This is a genomic window from Sphingobacterium hungaricum (assembly GCF_015210005.1).
GTDB lineage: Bacteria > Bacteroidota > Bacteroidia > Sphingobacteriales > Sphingobacteriaceae > Sphingobacterium > Sphingobacterium hungaricum.
Genome location: NZ_MU158698.1, coordinates 788,942 through 811,521 on the forward strand (window position 1 = coordinate 788,942; position 22,580 = coordinate 811,521).

The following is a 22,580-nucleotide window of genomic DNA, read 5'->3' on the forward strand; positions in this document are numbered from 1 at the left end:
TTAAAAGAGCAGTCCTTCAATTGAAAACAATCTAATTTTTAAATCGATTGTTTTACCTATTCTGTACCAATATTAAAAAAGGCTCTAGAGTTATCTAAAGCCTTGTAGCGGGGAGCAGGATCGAACTGCCGACCTCAGGGTTATGAATCCTGCGCTCTAACCATCTGAGCTACCCCGCCGTTTTGAGTGATGCAAATATAGCAATTCGAAATAATATTCAAAGGAATTATCTAATAATTACCCATAATAATTCTTATTTAATTGCCTTACATGCCATTAAATGTAAAACAAAATTTAAATACTGTTGATAATTAATAGATTGTTAAAAAAAAGAAATTGCAATTCTTTTGAATCACAGATATATTCTGTATTATTACGCTCACACCTAACCAATTTGTTAATGGAAAAAGGTGCTTAATTAGATTTTTATATAGCTTATTGTTTTTTATGTCAGAAAAAATAAAGTTTAACCTAGAGTATATCATAAATTCTTCACCTAGAATCTTATACCCTTATTTGCAAGAGCCAAATGAACTCGCACAGTGGTTCGCCGATGACGTAAATTACCATGATGGAGTTTATGAATTTGTTTGGGATGACGAGTCATCTAGAGCACGATTGATTGCTTCCAAAGAAAACAAATCTGTTAAATTCAAATGGATTGAAGATGAGCCATACTTCTTTGAAATGGAAATCGTTCAGGATGAGCTGACTAATGACGTAGCTTTATCGATAACCGATTTTTCAAAAGAAGATAATTTGGACGACCGGAAAAAAATATGGGATAATTCCATAAGCTATCTTCAAAGCGTAATTGGAGCCTAAAAATTAGTATCTTTGTATCATTATCAGAGCCAGATTAAACTTTTAAAGTTTTGACAGCTCTAACTGTGGGGTGTCCAAAGAATGAAGAAGATACATTTACTCATTTTACAAGCATTTATAAAGCCATTTTTAGTCACATTCTGTATTGTGATGTTTGTGCTTTTGATGCTTTTTCTATTTAAATACGTCGATGATTTAATTGGAAAGGGTTTCCAATGGTACCTGATTCTGGAACTGATGGGCTACCAATGTGCCGTTCAATTATCGATGGCGCTTCCTCTTTCAATGCTTTTGTCATCTATTATGACTTTCGGAAATTTAGGAGAAAGTTATGAGCTCGTTGCCATTAAAGCAGCTGGAGTTTCTTTGCGCAAAGCCATGACACCGCTATTTGTTCTTGTCGGACTTTTTAGCGCCGGCTCCTTTTTCTTCTCAGACTATATCCTGCCTGTTGTGAATCTTAAGATGGGCTCTTTGCTATGGGATGTTCGGAATAAAAAAGCCGATTTCTTTATTAAACCCGGCGTTTTTAACAATACCATTCCTGGCTATTCTATTCGTGTGAAAAACAAGAATGAAGACGGCACAATCTTGTACGACCTGATGATTTACGACCAACGTGATGGCAATTCAGGAAAGAATGTGTTGGTTGCTGATGAAGGATTTATCCAAAATTCAGCAGACAACAAGTTTATGGTGCTGAAATTAAAAGATGGAATTCGTTATGAGGAGTCGCGCACGAAAAATTCCAAAAACTACGACCCACGTCAGCAGCATATCCGATTCCGATTTAAGGAAACGGAACAAAAATTCAGTATGGATGCATTTGAAATGACCCGCACGGATGAAAATCTTTTCCGAACGCATCAGCAAATGCTCAACTTAAAACAGCTTAAACATTATTCAGATTCAAATCAAATGGCAATGGATAGTGTGGGTAATACGATGGTCAAAGAATCAAGGTATTATTACCATTATTTTTCTCCTTACTATAAGAACTCCGCTCAAAAACAAGATAGAGTTTCGCAGTTCTCGAATATTATGGCGGATGTCGTTCCGAAAAATATGCAACGCAATGTCATTGATAATGCCATAAGCCAATCGAGTCAGATAAAAGACGTGTTGGCCAATAAGAATTTAGAATATAAACTTCTGAAAGATAAAGGGATTCGGTATGAAATCGAATGGCATCGGAAATTTACGTTAGCGGTTTCCTGTTTATTGCTGTTCGGCATTGGAGCACCTTTAGGTGCAATTATCCGGAAAGGCGGTTTGGGATTACCGGTGGTTATGTCCATTATTTTCTTTTTGATTTATCACGTAATCAGCACAATGGCTGAAAAATCAGCGAAAGACGGAAGTTTAGAACCGATGTATGGAATGTGGATGGCTATTATTGTGCTCACACCTTTAGCAATTTTTCTGACTTATAAATCGACGACCGATTCTGCTTTATTTGACCTTGACCAATACAAAGTGAAATTCAATAAAGCATGGGAATGGCTACAAGCGAAATTTAATAAACAAAAAGGTGTCCAACCTTAATCGATACACTTTTTGACAAGTTGGTTATAAAAGCCAGGGTCAATACACTTAACTTTGTAAACATAGTACAACAAGCAATGGAAATCAAATTAAATACGATTCAAGAAGCAATCGAAGATATACGGGCAGGAAAAGTAATCATCGTGGTAGATGATGAAGATAGAGAAAATGAAGGTGATTTTGTTACTGCTGCTCGAAATGCAACCCCTGAAGTAATTAACTTTATGGCTACGCATGGAAGAGGCTTAGTTTGCGCTCCATTGACCCAGCAACGTTGTGATGAGTTAAACTTAGGATTGATGGTTGGTCAAAATACCGCTGTTTACGAAACTAATTTTACGGTATCAGTCGATTTGCAAGGCTACGGATGTACGACAGGTATTTCTGCTTCAGACCGTTCGAAAACAATCAAAGCATTAATCGACCCTAATATTCATCCTGAAGAATTAGGCCGTCCAGGACATATATTCCCATTAATCGCAAAAGACGGTGGCGTTTTACGCCGTACTGGACATACAGAAGCTTCAGTTGACTTAGCCCGCCTAGCTGGTTTCGAACCTGCAGGTGTCTTGGTCGAAATCTTAAAAGATGATGGCGAAATGGCTCGTCTTCCAGATTTAATGGAAGTTGCGAAACGTTTTGACCTTAAAATCATCAGCATTGAAGATTTAATCGAATATCGTTTAAAACACGATTCGTTGATTCAGGAAGAAGTGTCTGTCAATATGCCTACGCAATGGGGAGATTTCCAATTGAAAGCATTTTTGCAAAAGAATACAGGCGAACAACATTTGGCTTTATACAAAGGTGAATGGAAAGAAGACGAACCTGTCTTAGTACGCGTGCATAGCTCATGCATGACTGGTGATATCTTCGGTTCTTGCCGCTGTGATTGCGGACCGCAATTGCACAAATCAATGCAAATGATTCAAGAGGAAGGTAAAGGAATTATCGTTTACATGAATCAAGAAGGCCGCGGTATTGGCTTGGTAAATAAATTACATGCTTACAAATTGCAAGAGCAAGGCGTCGATACAGTGGATGCGAATTTGCAGTTAGGTTTTAAAGCTGATTTGCGCGATTATGGCGTGGGTGCTCAAATCTTAAGACAAATGGGTGTGACCAAAATGCGCTTGATGTCAAATAACCCAACAAAACGTGCCGGATTAATCGGTTATGGCTTAGAGGTTGTGGATAATGTAGCCATAGAAATTGAGCCCAATCAGTACAACGAAACTTATTTAAAAACTAAGCGAGACAGAATGGGACACAGCATTTTGAAAAACTTATAAAAATATTCAGGAGCGCTTTATGCGCTCTTGTTGTTTAGAAACAAATGAGATTACCAGAAACAATAGCAAATACATCAAACTTAAACGAAGGGAAACCCATTCTTTTGTTTGATGGTGTCTGCAATTTGTGCAACAGCACGGTCGATTTCATCATTAGGCGAGATCGAAAAAAAACATTGTTTTTTGCATCGTTGCAATCTCCATTTGGTCAAGAAATAAAAAAACAGCTTCCCAAGGATATTGATTCCATAGTATTTATCGAGAACGGCAAATTATTTATAAAAAGTGAAGCTGCTTTAAAAATTGCAGCTTATTTAGGCTTTCCCTATAATTTGCTTTTAGTTGGGAAAATTCTGCCCAGAAAATGGCGCGATGCCTCCTACGATTATGTCGCCCGCAACCGATACAAGTGGTTCAATCGAAAAGACAGCTGCAGAATTCCTGCTCCCGAGGAAAGAAATCGCTTTATTGAAAACTTTTAAGCAAACCTTCCGTTTACTACATAAATTGAATGCATATGAAAAATCCCTTATTTATAGAGAAAGCCTATATCAATGGAAAATTTATTTCAAGCAAAAAAACATTTGAAGTACTAAATCCTTCTACGCAAAAGGTCGTTGGAACGGTTCCAGACTTGTCCATTAAAGATTGTCAAAAAGCAATCGTCGATGCCGAGAACGCGTGGTTCATCTGGCGAGATGCGAGTGTCGGCGAACGAACAGCTGCGGTGCGTAAAATGTTTGAGCTGGTCAACAGCTACAAAAATCAGTTGGCGGAATTGATCACTGCCGAATGCGGAAAACCATTTGAAGAAGCATTGACAGAAGTTGCTTACGGAAATTCATTTTTAGAATGGTTTGCGGAGGAAGCGAAGCGAGCGTATGGAGAGAACATTCCTTCTCAAAGCAAGGGCCTGCGCCTAAGTACAATCAAACAGCCTGTCGGCGTTGTGGCAGCCATCACGCCATGGAATTTTCCGTTAGCCATGTTAACGCGCAAAGTTGCTCCTGCCCTAGCCGCGGGTTGCACAATCATTGTCAAGCCCGCATCCCAAACACCGTTCACAGCCCTAGCGCTCGCAAAAATAGCCGAAGAAGCTGGGATTCCTAAAGGTGTATTCAATGTATTGACTTCAAAAGACAGTAAGGGAATAGGGAAAGAATTAGCAACTAATCCACGTATACGCAAACTAACATTTACTGGGTCAACATCGGTCGGAAGCACACTAATGGAACAAGCTGCCGGAACCATCAAACGAGTTTCCATGGAATTAGGTGGCAACGCACCATTTCTGGTTTTTGAAGATGCCGATTTGAACAAGGCTGTGCAAGGTGCTGTAGCAGGGAAATTCAGAAACGCGGGCCAAACTTGCGTGGCCGTCAACCGTTTTTATGTGCATGAGAAAATCTATGATGAATTTTCGAAAAAATTAGCAGAAGCAGTAAAGAAACTTCAGGTAGGCGACGGAATGAAAAAGGGAGTTCAAGTCGGACCATTAATCAATCAATCGGGATTGGATAAGGTGGTTGAACATGTTGAAGACGCGCTACAAAAGGGAGCTAAAGTATTAGCAGGAGGAAAAGCTATCAAAGGATTCTTTTATGAACCCACTGTTTTAGTTCATGTTTCAAACGACGCATTGATTGCTCAAGAAGAAACATTCGGTCCCGTATGTGCGCTATTTACATTTTCTTCCGAAGAAGAGGGTATTCGCTTAGCGAATGATACTCCGTTCGGACTGGCTGCTTATTTTTATTCTGAAAATATCCACAGATGCCAGCGGGTTTCAGAACAGTTAGAATCCGGTATGGTCGGCGTGAATACTGGATTGGTTTCCAATGCCGCAGCACCTTTCGGCGGTGTAAAACAATCCGGTGTTGGACGCGAAGGTTCCAAACATGGTTTGGACGAATACCTAGAAATCAAATACATTTGTTACGGCTCATAAAAAAAGGGATATCCGTTTTCTATGGATATCCCTCTCCTGTAATCTTCGCAGATTAAAAGTGATAGCGAACACCTAACATTAAATAGTTTGGTGCTAACTGATCGTAATCTACATCGTAATAAGCTTTATATCCTGTATAAATCGATGTTTTGATTTTTGGAATATAATAGGAAATACCGAGTTGACCGCTTAATAGAATGGTATTGTCTGAAATTTCAGCAGTTACTACTTCATTATTCACGTAGAAACTTGAATTGAAGCTGTAGAAATAATGACCTACACCCGCTCCTGCAAACACATTGAAATTGGATTTCGTTCTGTCTAAAAAGCTGAATAAGTAAGATGCTTCTAAAAAAGTAGCATTGCTTCCAAGGGAAACTTGCGCTTGTGCAGCATGTCTGAGCGCAAAATCGTACTTTCCTTGAACACCAATACTAAAATCATAATGCGGAGACTCCATCTCCATGTGAGAATACAAACCAGCTGACCATTTTTGTTGCTGCGCAAAGCCAGCAATTGAGCTAAAAATTAATAAAACAAAAAGTGAATAAGACTTCATATAACTTAAGGTAAAATAATTTCAACTAAGTTAATATTAATCTACTTTTTCACCTAAATTTTTTCTGTAATTTTTATACGCTTTAACAAGCATCATGAGCAAGATGGCAAAAGCCAATAATCCCAAGACGCCATAAATCCAGTTGAGAGCAGATTTAAGAACAACAATAAATACGATTGCGAACAGCAAAATAGTAGAAACCTCATTCCAAAGCCTCAAATGTGTCGATGTCCACGATAATTTTTCATCTCTCAGACGAAACATCATTTGCTGTGTTTTAAAATGATATGCTATCAATCCAGCAACGAAAAGCAATTTTAGTTGCATCCAGCTTTCGTTGATCAAATAGGGATTGATGTAGAGCATAACCAACGCCGCTGCCACAGTTAGATACATGGCGGGTGTAGTAATCACCCACCATAATCGATTTTCCATAATGGAGAATTGAGCGTGAAGAGCAGCGTAAGCTTCGGGCGATTTACCCTTAGCTTCGGTATGATAAATAAATAGCCTTGGCATATAAAATAACCCTGCCATCCAACAGATAACAAATATAATATGGATTGCTTTGGCGTATAAATAAATCATCCTTTAAACTCTAAATTAGCTCAATAAAGAACTATTAATATCGGAATTCTTTGACAACTTCGAAAGCATATTTTACATTGTCAAATGGAATATCAGGCATAATGCCATGTCCCAAATTAAATATAAAACCTTTCTCACCGCGCATGCTTTCAATAATATTTAGGATTTTAGCTTTAATTACCTTTTTGTCTGCATACAGAACAAAAGGATCTAAATTTCCTTGAATAGCCATTCCTTCTGGCAACGAATTTTTAACGGTTCTGATATCGGCATTCCAATCAATGGAAATTACATTTGGATTGGTTTCGATCAGTAAAGGAGCAAATACGGATGCACCTTTGCAAAACGAAATCACGGGAACAGAGCGGTTTAATTTCGAAATAATCTGTTGGTTATACGCGTGAGAAAATTCCTTGTAATCATTCCAAGATAAAGCTGAAGCCCAGCTATCGAATAATTGAACAGCATCCACGCCAACAGCAATCTGCATGTTTAAATAATCCACAGTCAGATCAGCAATTTTTTGAAGAATATAATGCGCTAATTCGGGATCATTATTTAACAGCAACTTTGTGTTCTTAAAATCTTTCGTAGAACTTCCTTCTACCAAATAACTTAAAATTGTAAATGGCGCACCTGCAAATCCAATCAAAGGAATACGTCCATTCAGGCGTTGTTGGATAACCTGAATCGCATCCGCAACATACTTCAACTTCGGCAAGACATCCACGTCCAAACGTTTTGCGTCTTCCCAAGTACGGACTGGATTGCTAAAGCGCGGACCAACTCCTTGTTCGAAACTTAAGTCACCGCCCATCGCTTCAGGAGTGACCAAGATATCTGAAAATAAAATAGCGGCATCTGTATCCAATAAATCGACAGGCAACATGGTTACATCCGCTGCGATTTCTGGCGTTTTACACATTTCCAAGAATGAATACTTGTTTTTAATTTCCCAATATTCAGGCATGAAACGTCCAGCTTGACGCATCATCCAAATGGGAGGTCTTTCCGTTTGCTCTGCTAAAGCAGCTCTAATAAACAAGTCGTTTTTTAATTCTGTACTCACTATTTATATTTTTTTAATTCGAATTCTATTTTGTGGATGATGTTATTTTGTCTTTCGGTAAGCTTCAATTTTCTGGCTAAATCAAGGTAGGCTTCTACCCGATCGTATTCCTTCTTGCGAAGATTAATATTTGCCAGATTAATCAGCACCATTCCCTTTTCATGGTCTTTGCGCCAAGGTAAACGGGATGCCAGCTGAAAATGGTATTCGGCTTCCTCTACCCGATCTTCTTTCAAGGCGATATTGCCTAGCATAAACTCATAAAAATTTCTGCGGCCTTTCCGCAATTGATCAGGATTTTTGATTTCCTGCAACAGGTATTTTGTCTTTTCGTAATCTTGCTGATGAAATGCTTGGGTTGCTAAAAATACCGTTCCCTCACGGAAATGGCTCCATATCAAATACCCGATTCCGCCAAGGATATACACACTCATGTATAGATGTCCGGCAAAAATTGCATAGGCTAAGAATGCCACTGCAATGCATATCACAATAATTCTGGATCTTGTATTCATTCGCTTAGTTAAGCATTCCCGTTTTCTGTAAATTTATATCCTACGCCACGAATGGAATGGAAATAAACAGGGTGCTTTTGGTCAGGTTCAAAATATTTTCGGAACGTTAAAATGAAATTGTCAATAGTACGAGTGGAAGGATAGACATCGTAATTCCAAACCGTTTCTAAGATTTGTTCTCTTGAAACAGCTTCATTTCTGCGTTCAATCAATAATTTCAATAACATCGTTTCCTTTTTAGTCAACGAAGTAATCGAACCATCGGCTTGATGCAATTCGTAAGAATTAAAATAGATAGTTTTATCACCGATCGTATAGGAATTTAATTCTTTTAAATCATCACCTTTCATGCCACGACGGATTAAATTACCCACGCGCAAAATCAGTTCTTCTAAATTAAAAGGTTTAACCAAATAATCATCGGCTCCTTTTTTTAATCCGGTAATGCGGTCTTCGCTGCTATTTTTAGCGGTAAGAAACATAATCGGAACTTCGCTATTTTGCAAACGAATAGTTTCAGCAACTTGAAATCCATCGATTTCTGGAATCATGACATCCAAAATGATTAGGTTAAAACGCTCTTCTTTAAAAACTTTAAGCGCTTTTTTACCGTCAGTCGCTGTCGTTACGCGATAACCTTCCAATTCAAGGTTTAATTTTATAGCTTCTAACAAGTGCTCCTCGTCTTCGACTAACAATATTCTTTGTTTAGCTTGCATAATTATCAAATGTTACTTCAAAAATACTCCCCGATGGAGCGTTGTTTTTCACGCGGATATTCGCGTGGTGTTTTTGTAAAACTGTTTTTACAATATATAACCCCAAACCAGTGCCTTTGGTTTTACGGGTTGATTCATTTCCGATACGATAGAATTTATTAAAAATAAGCTTTTTTTCTTCATCTGAAATACCTTCTCCATGATCTGCTACGGAAAAATTTAATTTCCCCTCTTCGACATATAATTTGACGACGATGCTGGCACAAGGAGGAGAATATTTTACTGCATTTTCGATCAAATTCGTAACCACATTTGTAATCGCAAACTTATCCGCGTGAATTTGGATATTTTCCTCTAAATCAGGCTTGATGACTTGAGTCTTGCAGGCATTTTTCTGCAAACGATCCACCACGCTCATGATTAACTCTGTAAAATTAAAGTTTTCTTTCGGCAGGTTATATGCTCTGTTCTCCAATTTGGTGGTTAATAATACATTTTCAACCAAATCATCCAAACGCTCGATGTCTTTCAGTGAATTGCTTAGAAACATTTTTTGCTGTTCCCTGTCCAAATCTCTCTTCAGAATTGTCTGAATATACAATTTGATTGATGCCAATGGCGATTTTAATTCATGCGTGATAGAAAGCAAGAAATTCTGTTGCTGCTGATGGATTTTGTGTTCGCGTTTAAATTGATTTTTCAATTTCAGCGCTCCCCAAACAAAAATCAGCAAAAAGATCAATCCCTCTCCGATAATCATGCCTTTGCGGTCGGGTTCAAATTTGATTAAAATATACCCCCACCATAGCAGCTGCGAGATCGAATATAGAATTAAAAAATAAAACAGGATAAGTGCCTTTTTCATATTTGCTATAGAATAATGGCAAAAGTACTTAAATCGCAAATCATTAAAAAATACGCACTGCATTTTGACACTAATAGGAAAATCGAGGTTTTAATCAAAATCAGATAAAGCTATCTTTGTGCATGTTTACACATAAAAAGGATATATTTTTTGATCTTGACCATACGATTTGGGACTTTGATCGGAATGCCGAAGAAACGCTGAACGAGTTATATTTTTCGTATCGTTTTGATGAACTTTTTAATCAAGCTACGCCGGAGTTATTTATTTCGACTTATACCCGAAATAATCACCGTGTTTGGAATTTGTACCATCACGGTAAGATTGACAAAGCAACCTTGCGTAAGCTTCGTTTTGCGGACACGTTTACAGAACTCGGCGTGGATCCCTCCTTATTCCCAAAAAGTTTTGAAGAAGAGTATTTGGAAATTTGTCCCACGAAAACCAACCTATTCCCTCATGCTTTGGAAACGCTGGATTATTTGAAGCAAAAATACACGTTGCATTTAATATCAAATGGATTCAAGGAAGCCTGCGAAAAGAAATTAGCACACAGCAAACTCTTGCCTTATTTCAAAACGATTGTTATTTCAGAGCTGATCGGCGTTAATAAACCGAATCCTCAAATCTTTGACTATGCTGTTCGCAATGGAAAAGCGCAAAAAGAGTATTCGATAATGATTGGCGACAATTTAGATGCAGATGTTCGAGGCGCACAAAATTTTGGGATGGAAGCTATCTTTTTCAATCCGCGTGCGCAAGAAAAACCGACAGATATTATCCACAGCATATCCTCATTAAAAGAATTACAAGATTTATTTTAATGAGGATATCCTAGGCTATTCTGCAGTTGCTTCTTTATTTAATTTTGAATTTTTATATCCGTAAGCGAAGTAAATTACCAAACCTGCAGCTAACCAAAGCAAGAAGATAATCCAGTTACTCGCGCCCAGTTCTGACATCAAATACAGGTTAATCAATATGCCCATTACCGGAAGCAATGAGAAATTGAGCTTGTAACTGTAAATGCTCAAAATTAGCCAAGTCAGCCAAAAAATAATCACCAACGAATGATGTAAAATAATCTGCGAAGAATCCATGTTGGTCCAGTCGGCTACGGTTTCAGAACCATAGAAGTACACTAAAATAATTCCTACAATAAATCCGATTCCAACGATGTATTTTCCATTGATGTAAGGAACTTTGAATTTGGATTTCTTGGATAATCCAGAATAATCCATGTACAACACACCCGCACACACTAAAATAAAGGCGAAAAATGTTCCTACACTTGTTAAATCAACAAAGAAATCCATTTTCATAAACAGTGCCGGAATCGCAACGACAAAACCTGTTACAATAGTTGCGTAAGAAGGTGTTTTGTATTTAGGATGGATTTTAGAAAAACGTTTGCTCAACAATCCGTCTCTACTCATCGTCATCCAAATACGTGGTTGAGCTAATTGGAATACCAACAAAGCCGACGTAATAGCAATCACCGAGGTGACTGAAATAATACCCGCCATTTGGTCGAATCCAACATATTGGAACACGTAAGCTAATGGATCTTTCACATTCAGCTCTGTGTAATTAACCATCCCGGTCAATACTAGCGTAATCGCAACATATAAAACCGCACAAATAACCAAACAATAAATCATTGCCTTTGGCAAATCACGTTGGGGATTTTTACATTCTTCCGCCGTCGTCGATATCGAATCGAAACCAATAAAAGCGAAGAACACTGCTGCAACTCCACTTAAAACGCCCTCCATACCATTCGGAGCAAAAGGTGTCCAATTTTCAGGTTTGATAAAAAACATTCCTCCAAAAATAACTGCAAGTATAACACCAATCTTAATCATCACCATGATGTTACTTGCACGTTGAGATTCTTTAATACCAATATACACGAGCCAAGTCACAAAAACTGTAATCAAACCAGCTGGCAAATCAAATATGATAGGAAAATCAGCGATACGCGGCGCTGTTTCATAGGCTTGCAATCCGATGCGATCGATACCGCTTAAATTGGCTGCGCCCACTTCAAGCATTTTAGCATGAGCTTCTGTTGCATAGGCTGGAGCCATAGTCAACCATTTGGGAATCGAAATTCCAAAACCCTCGAGCATCGAAACAAAATACTGTGACCAAGAGATCGCGACAACCATATTCGATACCGCATATTCAAGAACCAGCGCCCAGCCGATTATCCATGCAAATAATTCTCCAAAAGCGACATATGCGTAGGTGTATGCACTTCCGGAAACCGGAACTGTGCTAGCGAATTGCGCATAAGACAAAGCCGTAAACACACAAGCAAAAGCTACAAAAACAAAAAGCAATGAAACTGCAGGCCCTCCATTGAAACTTGCCAATCCAATCGTACTGAAAATTCCCGCTCCTACAATTGCTGCGATTCCTAAAGAAACCAAATCACGAACGCCTAATATTTTTGCTAAACCAGAACCTCCATGTTCTGAATCGCGCATAATCTGCTCGACGCTCTTCTTTCTGAAAAGTCTATTTGCCATATATTCTTTTTAATAAAGGTTAAGGTACAAAAATTGGCAAAAATTATGACAAATAAGTCATGTTTGCTTGGATGTAATGGAAAACTTCTTTGTAGTTCGACAAATAATCGCTCTTATAATCGATTAAAACACCTGTAAGTTGCTGTTGATGTTTCTCTTCTACCTGAAAATCCCAAACACGTTTACAAATATTGAATAAAGCATGCGATAAATTTTCAATATTCTCGTATTGAAACATGTATTTGGACTGTAGGAATCGGTCATAAAACGAGAAATAGCGACTGGTATCTTCTAAACCTATTTGCTCGAGGTAAATTTTCGTGTGTTTCTTGCTAGCGCTTTCTAAATGCTCGTACAATCGGGCTACATTGACTACTTGATCCTGAATAATCAAATGATCCAATAGAATTTCAATGGCTATATGTGCTAAAAAGGAAGCTCTGATTGGCAAATCGCCAAGAACAGGATCAATTTTTTTCCTTAATTGATGGGAATGTGACAGAAAGAAGTCGCAATTGTGAAACAATTTATCGACTTCAACATGTCTGTACCAGCCTTCAGAAATTGCCCTGGTCTGCGGATTTGCAAAAAGAATTTCTTCGAAACGCTGAGGTTGAAAGGAATAGGATTTGTCTGCGTTTTTTAATAAATCGGGCAACAAACTGCCCAACACACGCTCGGGCTCATGTGCATAACGCTCAAAATAATAGTGTGATACAAAATTCAATGCGGTATGTAATCCAATTTATTCATGTAAGATACAGCATAATCTGTTATCTTTGCAATCTTATAAAAAAATATTACACATTTTTGAAATGAACTTTATAGAAGAATTACGTTGGAGAGGCATGTTACAGGATATCATGCCAGGTACAGAAGAATTACTGAATAAAGAAAAAGTTGCCGGATATATTGGCTTCGATCCTACAGGAGATTCTTTGCACGTAGGTCACTTGACACAGATCATGACGTTGATCCACTTTCAGCATGCAGGACACAAACCTGTTGCCTTGGTTGGCGGTGCGACCGGAATGATTGGTGACCCTTCTTTTAAATCTGCGGAACGCAATTTATTGGACGAAGCAACTTTACAACATAATGTGAATAGTTTAAAGAATCAATTGAGCAAGTTCTTAAATTTTGGCGAAGGTGAAACGGACGCTAAAATGGTAAACAACTACGATTGGTTTAAAGAATTTGGGTTCTTAGAATTTATTCGCGACGTTGGAAAGTTGATTACGGTAAATTACATGATGTCAAAAGACTCTGTAAAATCTCGTTTGGATGGTGATAGTGGCCTTTCATTTACCGAATTTTCGTATCAATTGATACAAGGATATGATTTTTATTATTTATGGAAAAACCATAATTGTAAAGTTCAAATGGGCGGTTCGGATCAATGGGGAAATATTGTCACAGGAAGTGAAATGATTCGCAAAATTGACCAAGGATCTGCTTTTGCCGTGACTACGCAATTGATTAAAAAATCCGACGGACAAAAATTTGGAAAGACAGAATCAGGAGCAATCTGGTTAGATGCCAAAAAAACTTCTCCTTATAAATACTACCAATTCTGGTTGAATGCTTCGGATGACGATGCAAAGAACTGGATTAAAATATTTACTTTAAAGACAAAAGAGGAATTGGAATCTATCATTGCAAAGCACGATGAAGCCCCTCATTTACGCCTTGTTCAGAAAGCTTTAGCAGAAGACATTACCATTCGTACACATTCGAAAGAAGCGTATGAATTAGCGATTAAAACATCGGATTTTCTTTTTGGAAATGGGTCTCTAAGTTTCTTGGCAGAACTCAATGAAGAAGAAGTATTAGAAGTTTTTGATGGTGTTCCGCATTATAAAATCAATAGAGCGGATATCGAAAACGGAATCGCTATTTTGGATTTATTGGCAGTACATACTGCAGTTTTCCCGTCAAAAGGAGAAGCCCGCAAAATGTTACAAGGTGGCGGTGTTTCTTTAAACAGAGAAAAATTAACAGATTTAGAACAAATCGTTTCAAAAGATTTGCTGATTAATGACTCCTATTTGGTGGTTCAGCGAGGAAAGAAAAATTATTATTTGATTCAAGTAATCTAAACAAAAGAGGCTGTATCAAAAGTAAAATTGAAGTTGGCTTTACAAAATAAAATTTGGCCATCAGATTAAGGTCACTGTTTACAAAGAAAAAACGGGCAATTTTCACATCGAAAATTGCCCGTTTTACTAACTTTAATCATTTGCTCAAAACTTAATTTGGCAAAAGATGTTCAAAATTGATTTATGATACAGCCTCTTTTTAATACTTCACGACCGAATAGCTCAGCGCTTTCGAATTGTCTGAGGTATTTAAAAGTCCTTTGACGAAGACCGTATAAACTCCGCGGTCAGCAAAATTATAATCAAAAGCTAGTTCCTTAAAGTTTGTGCTTCTCGAATTGATTCGGCAAGAGGTCATGCCTGATGTCAATTCAACAAACGAAGAAACGGCTTGATATTTCAAATTAGAAAAATCGCTTACAGTATTTTCTCCATATTGAAAATTCAGTTCCGGCGCATCCGGACTTAAATTCACAAAACGAATACTTATTTTCCCGGCGTCGGGCGTTTTAATCTCATCCACAGCAAGCAAGATTTCACTTGAATTTGTTCCTGTAATGAAGACCGTATGGTATTTTGTTTCCGCAAAATTCAATGATTTTGTAGCGTACGCATTGTTTACCGTTGCACCGGGTTGCACAAGATGCAAAGCACGCTGTCCTGGATAGACAGAACGATAATTCATGAATGCACCAAAATCAAAATTCTCTGTGCTTTTATTCAGCCGAATATCGTCCACATACAAATCAAGACCTTTCGAACCTGGTATGGCATTGATAGCGGATAATGTGGTCAAACTTGTGTCTGACTGAGCGATTTCCGCTGCATCATTTTTTGAGCAGGACACAAATAATAACAGTACGAATAGTATGGCGATGGATGATTTTATCTTAAACATAGTTATGCATAGAAAAACTAAAATTAACTTTTATTTTTTAATCTCTAACGATTATCAACCATGATTTGCTACATCAAAAGACAAAACCAACTCAAACAACAATATTCTGCTATTTTTTCATAAGTTTGTAAGTAGAAGAATTGTGTAAATTTCATGTCGAATAAAGGAAATACGTTTAAAAATAATGGCTCAGCAGCTGCGAAAAAGGCGAAAGCTGCTACGACCGTATCCTATAAAAAGCGCGAACCCAGAAAATCTTTTGATAGTATAAATTTCTCGGAGGGTCAGCGAAAAGCACTCAAAATTTTGGGTATATTTTTGCTGTTGCTTTCTTTTGTGTTCACTGTAGCATTTATATCTTACCTATTCACATGGAAGACAGACCAAAGCTACATTTCGCAAACCAATAGTGGCTGGGGAACTCTGTTCCAAACTTCAGATGAAATCGCAGATGAGTCCGTAGACTTACCGATAGTAGAAAATAAGCTTGGAAAATTCGGCGCACTGTTAGCCAACCAATTTATTTATGAATGGTTTGGAGTTGCATCTTTTCTATTTATCGTGGTTTTGTTTATTATTGGTTACAAACTATTGTATAAAAAATCATTGCTTCCAGTCTGGAAAACGATTATTTATTCCCTGATCGCTGTTATTTTTATTTCAGTAACGTTGGGATTTTTGCAAGATTTTATTGCCAATACGCCACATATTTTGGAAGGAAAATTTGGATACTGGACAAATCAACTATTAAAAGCACAGATCGGTTCGATTGGAATCGGCGCGTTATTGGTTTTTAGTTACCTGACCGCTCTTATTCTTCTATTCAATTATGATTTTAAGTTTTCATTTAGCTCCGCTAAAAAAACCGAAGATGAAGATGCTTTACTTGTTGATGAGTCAGAAGAAATGGAAACAAAATCCAACCGCGTCAATTCGATAACGAAAGAAACTATTCATCCACATGCTAACCAGCAAGAAGAAGAATTGATCGACGAGGAGGAGGAAATTGGAGAAATCAATTTTGAAGTTGAAGAGCGCGTTACTCCAGTTTTTAATGTTCCGAAAGCAGAAAATCCGAATAAAGAAATTGAATTGAGCATCGATGCTCCCCTATCCATTCCGGTAGAAGAAGAAATAGCCGTTCCAGCTTTAAGCGTAGCTGAGGTAATTGAAGAAAAACCGATTACTTCGAACGATTTGGTCGCACAATTTGGAGAATATGACCCTAAATTGGACCTTTCGGGTTACAAGCACCCAACCTTGGAATTGCTAAAAGATTATGGTTCTGGAAAAATCACGATCAATCAGCAGGAATTAGAAGCCAATAAAAATAAAATTGTGGAGACGCTACGCAATTATAGCATTGAAATTGAACATATCAAAGCAACGATTGGACCGACCGTTACGCTGTATGAGATTATCCCAAAACCTGGAGTCCGTATCTCTAAAATTAAAAATTTAGAAGATGATATCGCTTTAAGTTTGGCTGCGCTTGGGATTAGGATTATTGCGCCGATGCCAGGTAAAGGTACGATTGGTATTGAGGTTCCGAATAGCAACCCGGAAATGGTTTCGATGCGTTCTGTATTGGCAACTGAAAAGTTTCAGCGTACCGACATGGATCTTCCTATTGCGTTGGGAAAAACAATTTCAAATGAAGTGTACATTGCGGATTTGGCAAAAATGCCTCACCTGTTGGTTGCTGGAGCAACTGGGCAAGGTAAATCTGTCGGAATCAATGCAATCCTTACTTCTCTATTGTACAAAAAACATCCATCTGAACTGAAATTCGTATTAGTCGATCCGAAGAAAGTGGAACTTTCTTTATTCAAAAAAATCGAACGTCATTTCTTGGCGAAATTACCTGGTGAAGACGATGCAATTATTACGGATACGAAAAAAGTAATCAACACATTGAATTCTTTGTGTATTGAAATGGATCAACGATATGATCTCTTGAAAAATGCGCAAGTCAGGAATTTAAAAGAATATAATGTAAAATTTGTTAACCGCAGATTAAACCCTGAGGAGGGTCATCGATTCTTACCATTTATAGTTCTTATAGTAGATGAGTTTGCGGATTTAATGATGACAGCCGGAAAAGAGGTCGAAACACCTATTGCACGTTTAGCACAGTTGGCCAGAGCCGTAGGGATACATTTAGTGATTGCTACGCAAAGACCTTCGGTCAACATTATTACAGGAACAATCAAAGCGAATTTCCCTGCACGATTGGCATTTAGGGTATTGTCGAAAGTGGATTCAAGAACAATTTTGGATTCTGGGGGTGCTGATCAGTTGATTGGTCGTGGAGATATGCTGTTGGCAACTGGTTCTGATCTGATCCGTATTCAGTGTGCGTTTGTAGATACACCAGAGGTAGATGATATTTCGGATTTCATTGGTAATCAAAGAGGCTATTCTTCTGCCTTTTTATTGCCGGAATATGTAGATGAAAACGGAGAAGGAAGTGGCATTGGCGATATAGATTTATCAGATAGAGATCAATTATTTGAAGATGCAGCACGATTAATCGTCATGCATCAACAAGGTTCGACTTCATTGATTCAGCGTAAACTCAAATTGGGCTATAACAGAGCTGGAAGAATCATCGATCAATTGGAAGCTGCAGGAATTGTAGGTCCATTTGAAGGAAGCAAAGCACGCGAGGTGCTTTATCCAGATGAGTATTCTTTAGAACAATTTTTAGAAACGTTACGTAAAGATCATTAGAAATGAGAAGATTAGTTTTATTGTTATTGATTAGCTGTTATTCAGGGCTTACATTTGCTCAGCAAGATGCATTTGCCAAAAAGTTATTGGATCAAGTGTCCAAAAAATATGATGCTTATAAAACCGTTCAAGCTGATTTTTCCTTTCAAGCAAATCAAGTTGATGCTGAAAATTACACAGATGGCGGAGTGATGTACTTGAATAAACCTTTGAAGCAATATAAAATTGTTTTAAAAGACCAGGAATTGATCAGTGATGGAAAATCGGTCTGGTCTATTTTGAAAGAGGAAAAAGAAGTTCAAGTTACAGATGCCAATAACAGCACGGAATCGATAGGTCCAAACAATATATTTACATTCTATAAAACAGGGTTCAAATATGTAAGTATGGATGATGAACGATTGAAGGGTGAAGCGTTGAATGTGATTGAGCTCTCACCGATTGATACAAAGAAAAATTATTTTAAAATTAAATTGCGCATCAATCAAAATAAACACATCCATGATGTGCTGATATTTGATAAATCTGGCGCGAAATATACGTATACGATCAACTCGCTTTTTGTCAACCACAAATTGAATCCAAGCACATTTAAATTTGAAAAGAGCAAGTATCCTTCATTTGAAGTCGTAGATTTGAGATAAATATTTGTCACATTCAAATAGGTCAACTCGTTAACTATCTAATTTCTTAATTATATAGTTGCCATAAGTAATAAACCATGTCTAAAATAACACTTAAGGATTTAGCAAAGATGTTAAAAATGTCTATTTCAACCGTTTCTAAAGGGTTGAATGATAGCTATGAAATAAGTGAAGCGACGAAAAAGAAAATCAGGCAATTGGCTGAAAAGCACAATTACCAGCCCAATCTGTTTGCTAAAAATTTAAAGATTGGCAAAACGAATACCATAGGAATCATTATTCCGTTTATGGCAAATCCTGTGCAATCTCAAATTTTGGAAGGTGCACACAAAGCAGCTTTGGAAAACAATTATCACATTGTTTTTATGCAGAGCCGAGATAATAATATCATCGAAAAATCCTGTATTGAATTTCTGATCAATCAAAATGTCGATGGAATAATGATTTCTCCTGCTTCGCAGGAATCGAATGTTGAATACATCAAACATGTGCACGAAAACATTACGCCGATTATATTATTTGACCGAGTAGAATATCCGCTCGAAACGCATAAAGTTGGAGTAAATAGTTTTGTAGGAACGTACAATGCGACCAAGCATTTACTGGAAATCGGGCGCAAACGCATTGCCGTGTTATGCGGAAAAAATCTCGGCGTAACCTCAGAACGTCTGAATGGATATTTAAAAGCTTTGGAAGATAATTCAATTTCGATTGATCAAGATCTCATTATCTATTGTGATTACAATAAGACAAAAGAACAAATGGATTATGAGCTGAAGAAAGAATTGATGAAATTGATGAAGCAAGAAAATGCTCCTGATGCCATTTTAGGAACGACAGACACCTTAACTACGCGCGTGCTTGGTATTTTATCTGAAACAAAATACAGCGTACCTGAAGATTTAGCCGTCATCGGATTCGCCAATACGGAATTGGCTCAATCTTTAAACCCTTCCTTATCGACTATCAAACAGCCAGCTTTTGATATTGGTTACATTGCCACAAATAAACTGATCCGCTTGTCAAATGAAAAAGATCGTTCTGATTTTCCGTATGAATCCATCTTGCTGGAAACGACTATCCAGTTAAGAAATTCGACAAAAATTTAATACCATTCTAGATTTCTTTAAACAAGAAAAGTGAGGCGAGCGCCCCACTTTCACAACTGAACTTATTAAACCTGAATGAGTCTTTTATATTTTTACCAATTTCATTTTTGGAACTAAGGACTTCATAATCAGCCAAGCTACCAAATAAGAAACAGCACAAATTGTAAACATAATCGTATAACCCGTTTGGATCGATCCCAGCGCGTCGTATTTATCAAATAAATAACCGCCTAATTTTGACATCACCACGCCACCCATTCCGCCAGCCATTCCACCGATTCCAATAACAGAAGCTACCGTATACTTCGGAAACATGTCGGAAACGGTCGTGAAGATATTTGCTGACCAGGCTTGATGGGCAGAAGTTCCAATTCCTATTAAAATCACAGGAACCCAGAACGAGTAATGTCCAAACGGTTGTGATAATAAAACGACCAATGGAATCAATGCAATAATAAACATTGCACGCATCCTTCCATCGTACGGCGAATAACCTTTATTGATAAAGTACATCGGGAATGCTCCTCCTCCAACACTTCCGATCATTGTCATGCTATACAAAACAACTAGCGGGAACATGATATCCGTACCAGTCATGCCATATTGATCTTTTAAAAATGAAGGCAACCAGAATAAAAAGAACCACCAAACTCCGTCTGTCAAAAATTTACCGATAACAAAAGCCCAAGTCTGTTTAAAGCTCAGTAGCTTATACCAAGGTACTTTTGGAGTTTCGGGCAAGACTTCCTGAACGATTTCTTGAGGCTCGTCATCACTTAAGATGTATTCTAATTCGGTCGCTGAAAGTCTTTTTTGGTCTTTAGGTTCATCATAAAATATCCACCAAAAAATCAACCACAGAAAACCAACGCCACCGACAATCATGAATGTGGCTTGCCATCCCCAATGTGATGCAATCCAAGGCACAGATAAAGGTGCTAAAACTGCACCGATATTGGCTCCGGAATTAAAAATACCAGTCGCTAGCGATCGTTCCCGTTTCGGAAAATACTCTGCTGTGGTCTTTATCGCCGCAGGAAAGTTCGCGGATTCCCCAAATCCTAGAACCATCCTGGCGATAATAAAACCAACGACTGAAACCGATAATCCGCTGATTCCAATAACACCTAAAACCGTTGTTGTAAAAGTCCCCATCTCAACAGCGTAGGCATGAATGATTGCGCCGATAGACCAAATAATAATGGCCCAAGTAAACCCTTTTTTTGTACCCAATCGATCAATAAATCGTCCCGCAAACAACATAGACAAAGCATAAGCAAATTGAAAAGTTGCTGTGATGTTTGCATAATCTGTTTTCGTCCATCCGAATTCTTCTTCTAAAGTTGGATGGAGCAAGCTCAATACTTGTCGATCTAGGTAATTAATGGTTGTTGCAAAGAATAGCAACGCGCAAATTGTCCAGCGATAATTACCGATATGTTTTTTCATAATTGTGTTTACTTAATTGATCGTAGAATACCTAATTCCAATCCTCTCAGCTCGGCTAAGCCCCGTAATCGGCCGATTGCTGAATAACCAGGATTGGTTGTTTTATGTAAATCATCCAACATTTGATGCCCGTGATCCGGACGAAATGGGATTGCTGTATTTCTCTTTTGATTTTCCTGAGTCAGGGCATCCATAATCGATGCCATATCCACATCCCCGTCTAAGTGGTCGGCCTCATAAAAACTTCCGATAGGATCTTTTTTAACATTGCGCAAATGCGCAAAATATACACGCTCCTTAACTCGATTGAAAATTTGCAACAAATCATTATTCGGCCCAGCGCCTAAAGAGCCTGTACAAAAACAAATACCGTTAAAAGGCTGATCGACTGAAGAAAGTATGTAATCAAAATCATTGAAGTTGCTAGCAATTCTTGGAAGCCCCAAAATCGGATATGGAGGATCATCTGGATGAATAGTCATATTGATTTTATTCACCTGACAAACAGCAGCAATTTCATTTAAAAAATAAACCAAATTATTCCGCAGTCCATCGAAGCCAATTTCAGAATAGATGGAAATACTGTCATTCAACTGGTCAATGGAGATATCTCCCTCCCCTGGAATCCCCATCAAAACATTGTTCTGCAGGTCTACTAAATCAGATTTATTCATTAGCGAATACTTCTCAGCGGCTTGATCTTGAATAGAAAGGTCATAATCATCAATTGCATTCCTCCGCTGTAAAATGTAGATATCAAATATCGCTAAGTCGATCCAATCAAAATACAATGCTTTGGAACCGTCCGACATAACCAACTCCAACTGGGTTCTTGTCCAATCTAATACAGGCATAAAATTATAGCAGACTGTATAAATACCGCAAGAAGCCAAATTGATCAAGCTCTGTCTATAATTTTGAATGTACTTATCTGCGTCAGCGGATTTAGTTTTGATCGCTTCATGAACCGGTACGCTTTCTACGACTGACCAAACCAATCCTGAATCTTCGATAATTCGTTTGCGTTCTTGTATATCTTCAACAGGCCAAACTTCGCCATGTGGAACATGGTGAAGAGCTGTCACTATCCCTGTCGCTCCAGCCTGTTTAACATCCTGTAAACTAACTGAATCTTGAGGTCCGTACCAGCGCCATGTTTGTTCTAGGAATTTTTTATCCATTTTCTTCT

Annotated in this window: 21 protein-coding genes and 1 tRNA gene; 10 read left to right on the forward strand and 12 right to left on the reverse strand. The window is 37.9% G+C overall.

Annotation, left to right across the window (positions count from 1 at the left end):
- Positions 1–105: 105 nt before the first annotated feature.
- Positions 106–179: transfer RNA gene (locus C4F49_RS06605), tRNA-Met, on the reverse strand.
- 268 nt (positions 180–447) lie between these two features.
- Here C4F49_RS06605 and C4F49_RS06610 point away from each other — a divergent pair.
- The 5 genes from C4F49_RS06610 to C4F49_RS06630 all read left to right on the forward strand — a co-directional run bounded on the left by C4F49_RS06610 (position 448) and on the right by C4F49_RS06630 (position 5,610).
- A complete protein-coding gene (locus tag C4F49_RS06610) occupies positions 448–825 on the forward strand; it encodes an START-like domain-containing protein (protein WP_196935085.1) in 378 nt (125 codons plus the stop codon).
- Positions 826–906: 81 nt separating this feature from the next.
- On the forward strand, positions 907–2,370 hold the full coding sequence (locus C4F49_RS06615; RefSeq protein ID WP_196935086.1) for an LptF/LptG family permease: 1,464 nt from the start codon (positions 907–909) through the stop codon (positions 2,368–2,370).
- Between the two features lie 77 nt (positions 2,371–2,447).
- Positions 2,448–3,662, forward strand: a complete 1,215-nt coding sequence (locus tag C4F49_RS06620; RefSeq protein WP_196935087.1) for a bifunctional 3,4-dihydroxy-2-butanone-4-phosphate synthase/GTP cyclohydrolase II — start codon at positions 2,448–2,450, stop codon at positions 3,660–3,662.
- 44 nt (positions 3,663–3,706) lie between these two features.
- On the forward strand, positions 3,707–4,144 hold the full coding sequence (locus tag C4F49_RS06625; protein WP_196935088.1) for a thiol-disulfide oxidoreductase DCC family protein: 438 nt from the start codon (positions 3,707–3,709) through the stop codon (positions 4,142–4,144).
- A gap of 35 nt (positions 4,145–4,179) precedes the next feature.
- Positions 4,180–5,610, forward strand: a complete 1,431-nt coding sequence (locus C4F49_RS06630) for an NAD-dependent succinate-semialdehyde dehydrogenase (protein ID WP_262894784.1) — start codon at positions 4,180–4,182, stop codon at positions 5,608–5,610.
- A gap of 52 nt (positions 5,611–5,662) precedes the next feature.
- On the opposite strand, the gene C4F49_RS06635 is transcribed toward C4F49_RS06630, so the two are convergent.
- From C4F49_RS06635 to C4F49_RS06660, 6 genes are read right to left on the reverse strand one after another with little or no spacing between them, the layout of a single operon-like run.
- Positions 5,663–6,169, reverse strand: a complete 507-nt coding sequence (locus tag C4F49_RS06635) for a hypothetical protein (RefSeq protein ID WP_196935090.1) — start codon at positions 6,167–6,169, stop codon at positions 5,663–5,665.
- 36 nt (positions 6,170–6,205) lie between these two features.
- The gene (locus C4F49_RS06640; protein ID WP_196935091.1) at positions 6,206–6,757 is read right to left on the reverse strand and encodes a CopD family protein; all 552 of its coding nucleotides are present in this window, start codon (positions 6,755–6,757) and stop codon (positions 6,206–6,208) included.
- 34 nt (positions 6,758–6,791) lie between these two features.
- Positions 6,792–7,826, reverse strand: a complete 1,035-nt coding sequence (hemE, locus tag C4F49_RS06645; RefSeq protein WP_196935092.1) for a uroporphyrinogen decarboxylase — start codon at positions 7,824–7,826, stop codon at positions 6,792–6,794.
- A complete protein-coding gene (locus tag C4F49_RS06650; RefSeq protein WP_196935093.1) occupies positions 7,826–8,341 on the reverse strand; it encodes a hypothetical protein in 516 nt (171 codons plus the stop codon). Before C4F49_RS06650 ends, hemE begins: the two co-directional genes overlap by 1 nt.
- A gap of 8 nt (positions 8,342–8,349) precedes the next feature.
- On the reverse strand, positions 8,350–9,060 hold the full coding sequence (locus C4F49_RS06655; RefSeq protein ID WP_196935094.1) for a response regulator transcription factor: 711 nt from the start codon (positions 9,058–9,060) through the stop codon (positions 8,350–8,352).
- Positions 9,050–9,925, reverse strand: coding sequence for a sensor histidine kinase (locus C4F49_RS06660; RefSeq protein ID WP_196935095.1), 876 nt, complete (start codon positions 9,923–9,925; stop codon positions 9,050–9,052). The genes C4F49_RS06655 and C4F49_RS06660 overlap by 11 nt, the downstream gene beginning before the upstream one ends.
- 122 nt (positions 9,926–10,047) lie before the next feature.
- Here C4F49_RS06660 and C4F49_RS06665 point away from each other — a divergent pair, with 122 nt between their 5' ends.
- Positions 10,048–10,749 (forward strand): YjjG family noncanonical pyrimidine nucleotidase, encoded by a 702-nt coding sequence (locus tag C4F49_RS06665; RefSeq protein ID WP_196935096.1) that lies wholly within the window; start codon positions 10,048–10,050, stop codon positions 10,747–10,749.
- 15 nt (positions 10,750–10,764) lie between these two features.
- On the opposite strand, the gene C4F49_RS06670 is transcribed toward C4F49_RS06665, so the two are convergent.
- Together C4F49_RS06670 and C4F49_RS06675 are read right to left on the reverse strand one after the other, a co-directional pair.
- Positions 10,765–12,459 carry an amino acid permease gene (locus C4F49_RS06670; RefSeq protein WP_196935097.1) on the reverse strand — a complete coding sequence of 565 codons (1,695 nt, stop codon included), beginning with the start codon at positions 12,457–12,459 and terminating at the stop codon, positions 10,765–10,767.
- A gap of 43 nt (positions 12,460–12,502) precedes the next feature.
- Positions 12,503–13,186, reverse strand: a complete 684-nt coding sequence (locus C4F49_RS06675) for a hypothetical protein (protein WP_196935098.1) — start codon at positions 13,184–13,186, stop codon at positions 12,503–12,505.
- A gap of 88 nt (positions 13,187–13,274) precedes the next feature.
- Between C4F49_RS06675 and tyrS the strand changes: the two genes are divergently transcribed.
- Positions 13,275–14,558 carry a tyrosine--tRNA ligase gene (gene tyrS / locus C4F49_RS06680; RefSeq protein ID WP_196935099.1) on the forward strand — a complete coding sequence of 428 codons (1,284 nt, stop codon included), beginning with the start codon at positions 13,275–13,277 and terminating at the stop codon, positions 14,556–14,558.
- Between the two features lie 199 nt (positions 14,559–14,757).
- Here the strand turns inward: tyrS and C4F49_RS06685 are convergent, their stop codons facing one another.
- Positions 14,758–15,456 carry a DUF4397 domain-containing protein gene (locus C4F49_RS06685; RefSeq protein ID WP_196935100.1) on the reverse strand — a complete coding sequence of 233 codons (699 nt, stop codon included), beginning with the start codon at positions 15,454–15,456 and terminating at the stop codon, positions 14,758–14,760.
- Between the two features lie 153 nt (positions 15,457–15,609).
- Here C4F49_RS06685 and C4F49_RS06690 point away from each other — a divergent pair, with 153 nt between their 5' ends.
- The 3 genes from C4F49_RS06690 to C4F49_RS06700 all read left to right on the forward strand — a co-directional run bounded on the left by C4F49_RS06690 (position 15,610) and on the right by C4F49_RS06700 (position 19,942).
- Complete coding sequence (locus C4F49_RS06690) at positions 15,610–18,189, forward strand: FtsK/SpoIIIE family DNA translocase (RefSeq protein ID WP_196935101.1); 2,580 nt, start codon at positions 15,610–15,612, stop codon at positions 18,187–18,189.
- 2 nt (positions 18,190–18,191) lie between these two features.
- Positions 18,192–18,833 carry an outer membrane lipoprotein periplasmic chaperone LolA1 gene (lolA1, locus tag C4F49_RS06695; RefSeq protein WP_196935102.1) on the forward strand — a complete coding sequence of 214 codons (642 nt, stop codon included), beginning with the start codon at positions 18,192–18,194 and terminating at the stop codon, positions 18,831–18,833.
- A gap of 77 nt (positions 18,834–18,910) precedes the next feature.
- Complete coding sequence (locus C4F49_RS06700) at positions 18,911–19,942, forward strand: LacI family DNA-binding transcriptional regulator (protein ID WP_196935103.1); 1,032 nt, start codon at positions 18,911–18,913, stop codon at positions 19,940–19,942.
- Positions 19,943–20,026: 84 nt separating this feature from the next.
- Here C4F49_RS06700 and C4F49_RS06705 read toward each other — a convergent pair whose 3' ends face one another.
- Entirely contained in the window at positions 20,027–21,391 is a 1,365-nt protein-coding gene (locus C4F49_RS06705) for an MFS transporter (RefSeq protein ID WP_196935104.1), read from the reverse strand.
- An 8-nt stretch (positions 21,392–21,399) separates the two neighbouring features.
- Positions 21,400–22,572 (reverse strand): mannonate dehydratase, encoded by a 1,173-nt coding sequence (gene uxuA / locus C4F49_RS06710; protein ID WP_196935105.1) that lies wholly within the window; start codon positions 22,570–22,572, stop codon positions 21,400–21,402.
- Between the last annotated feature and the right edge of the window lie 8 nt (positions 22,573–22,580).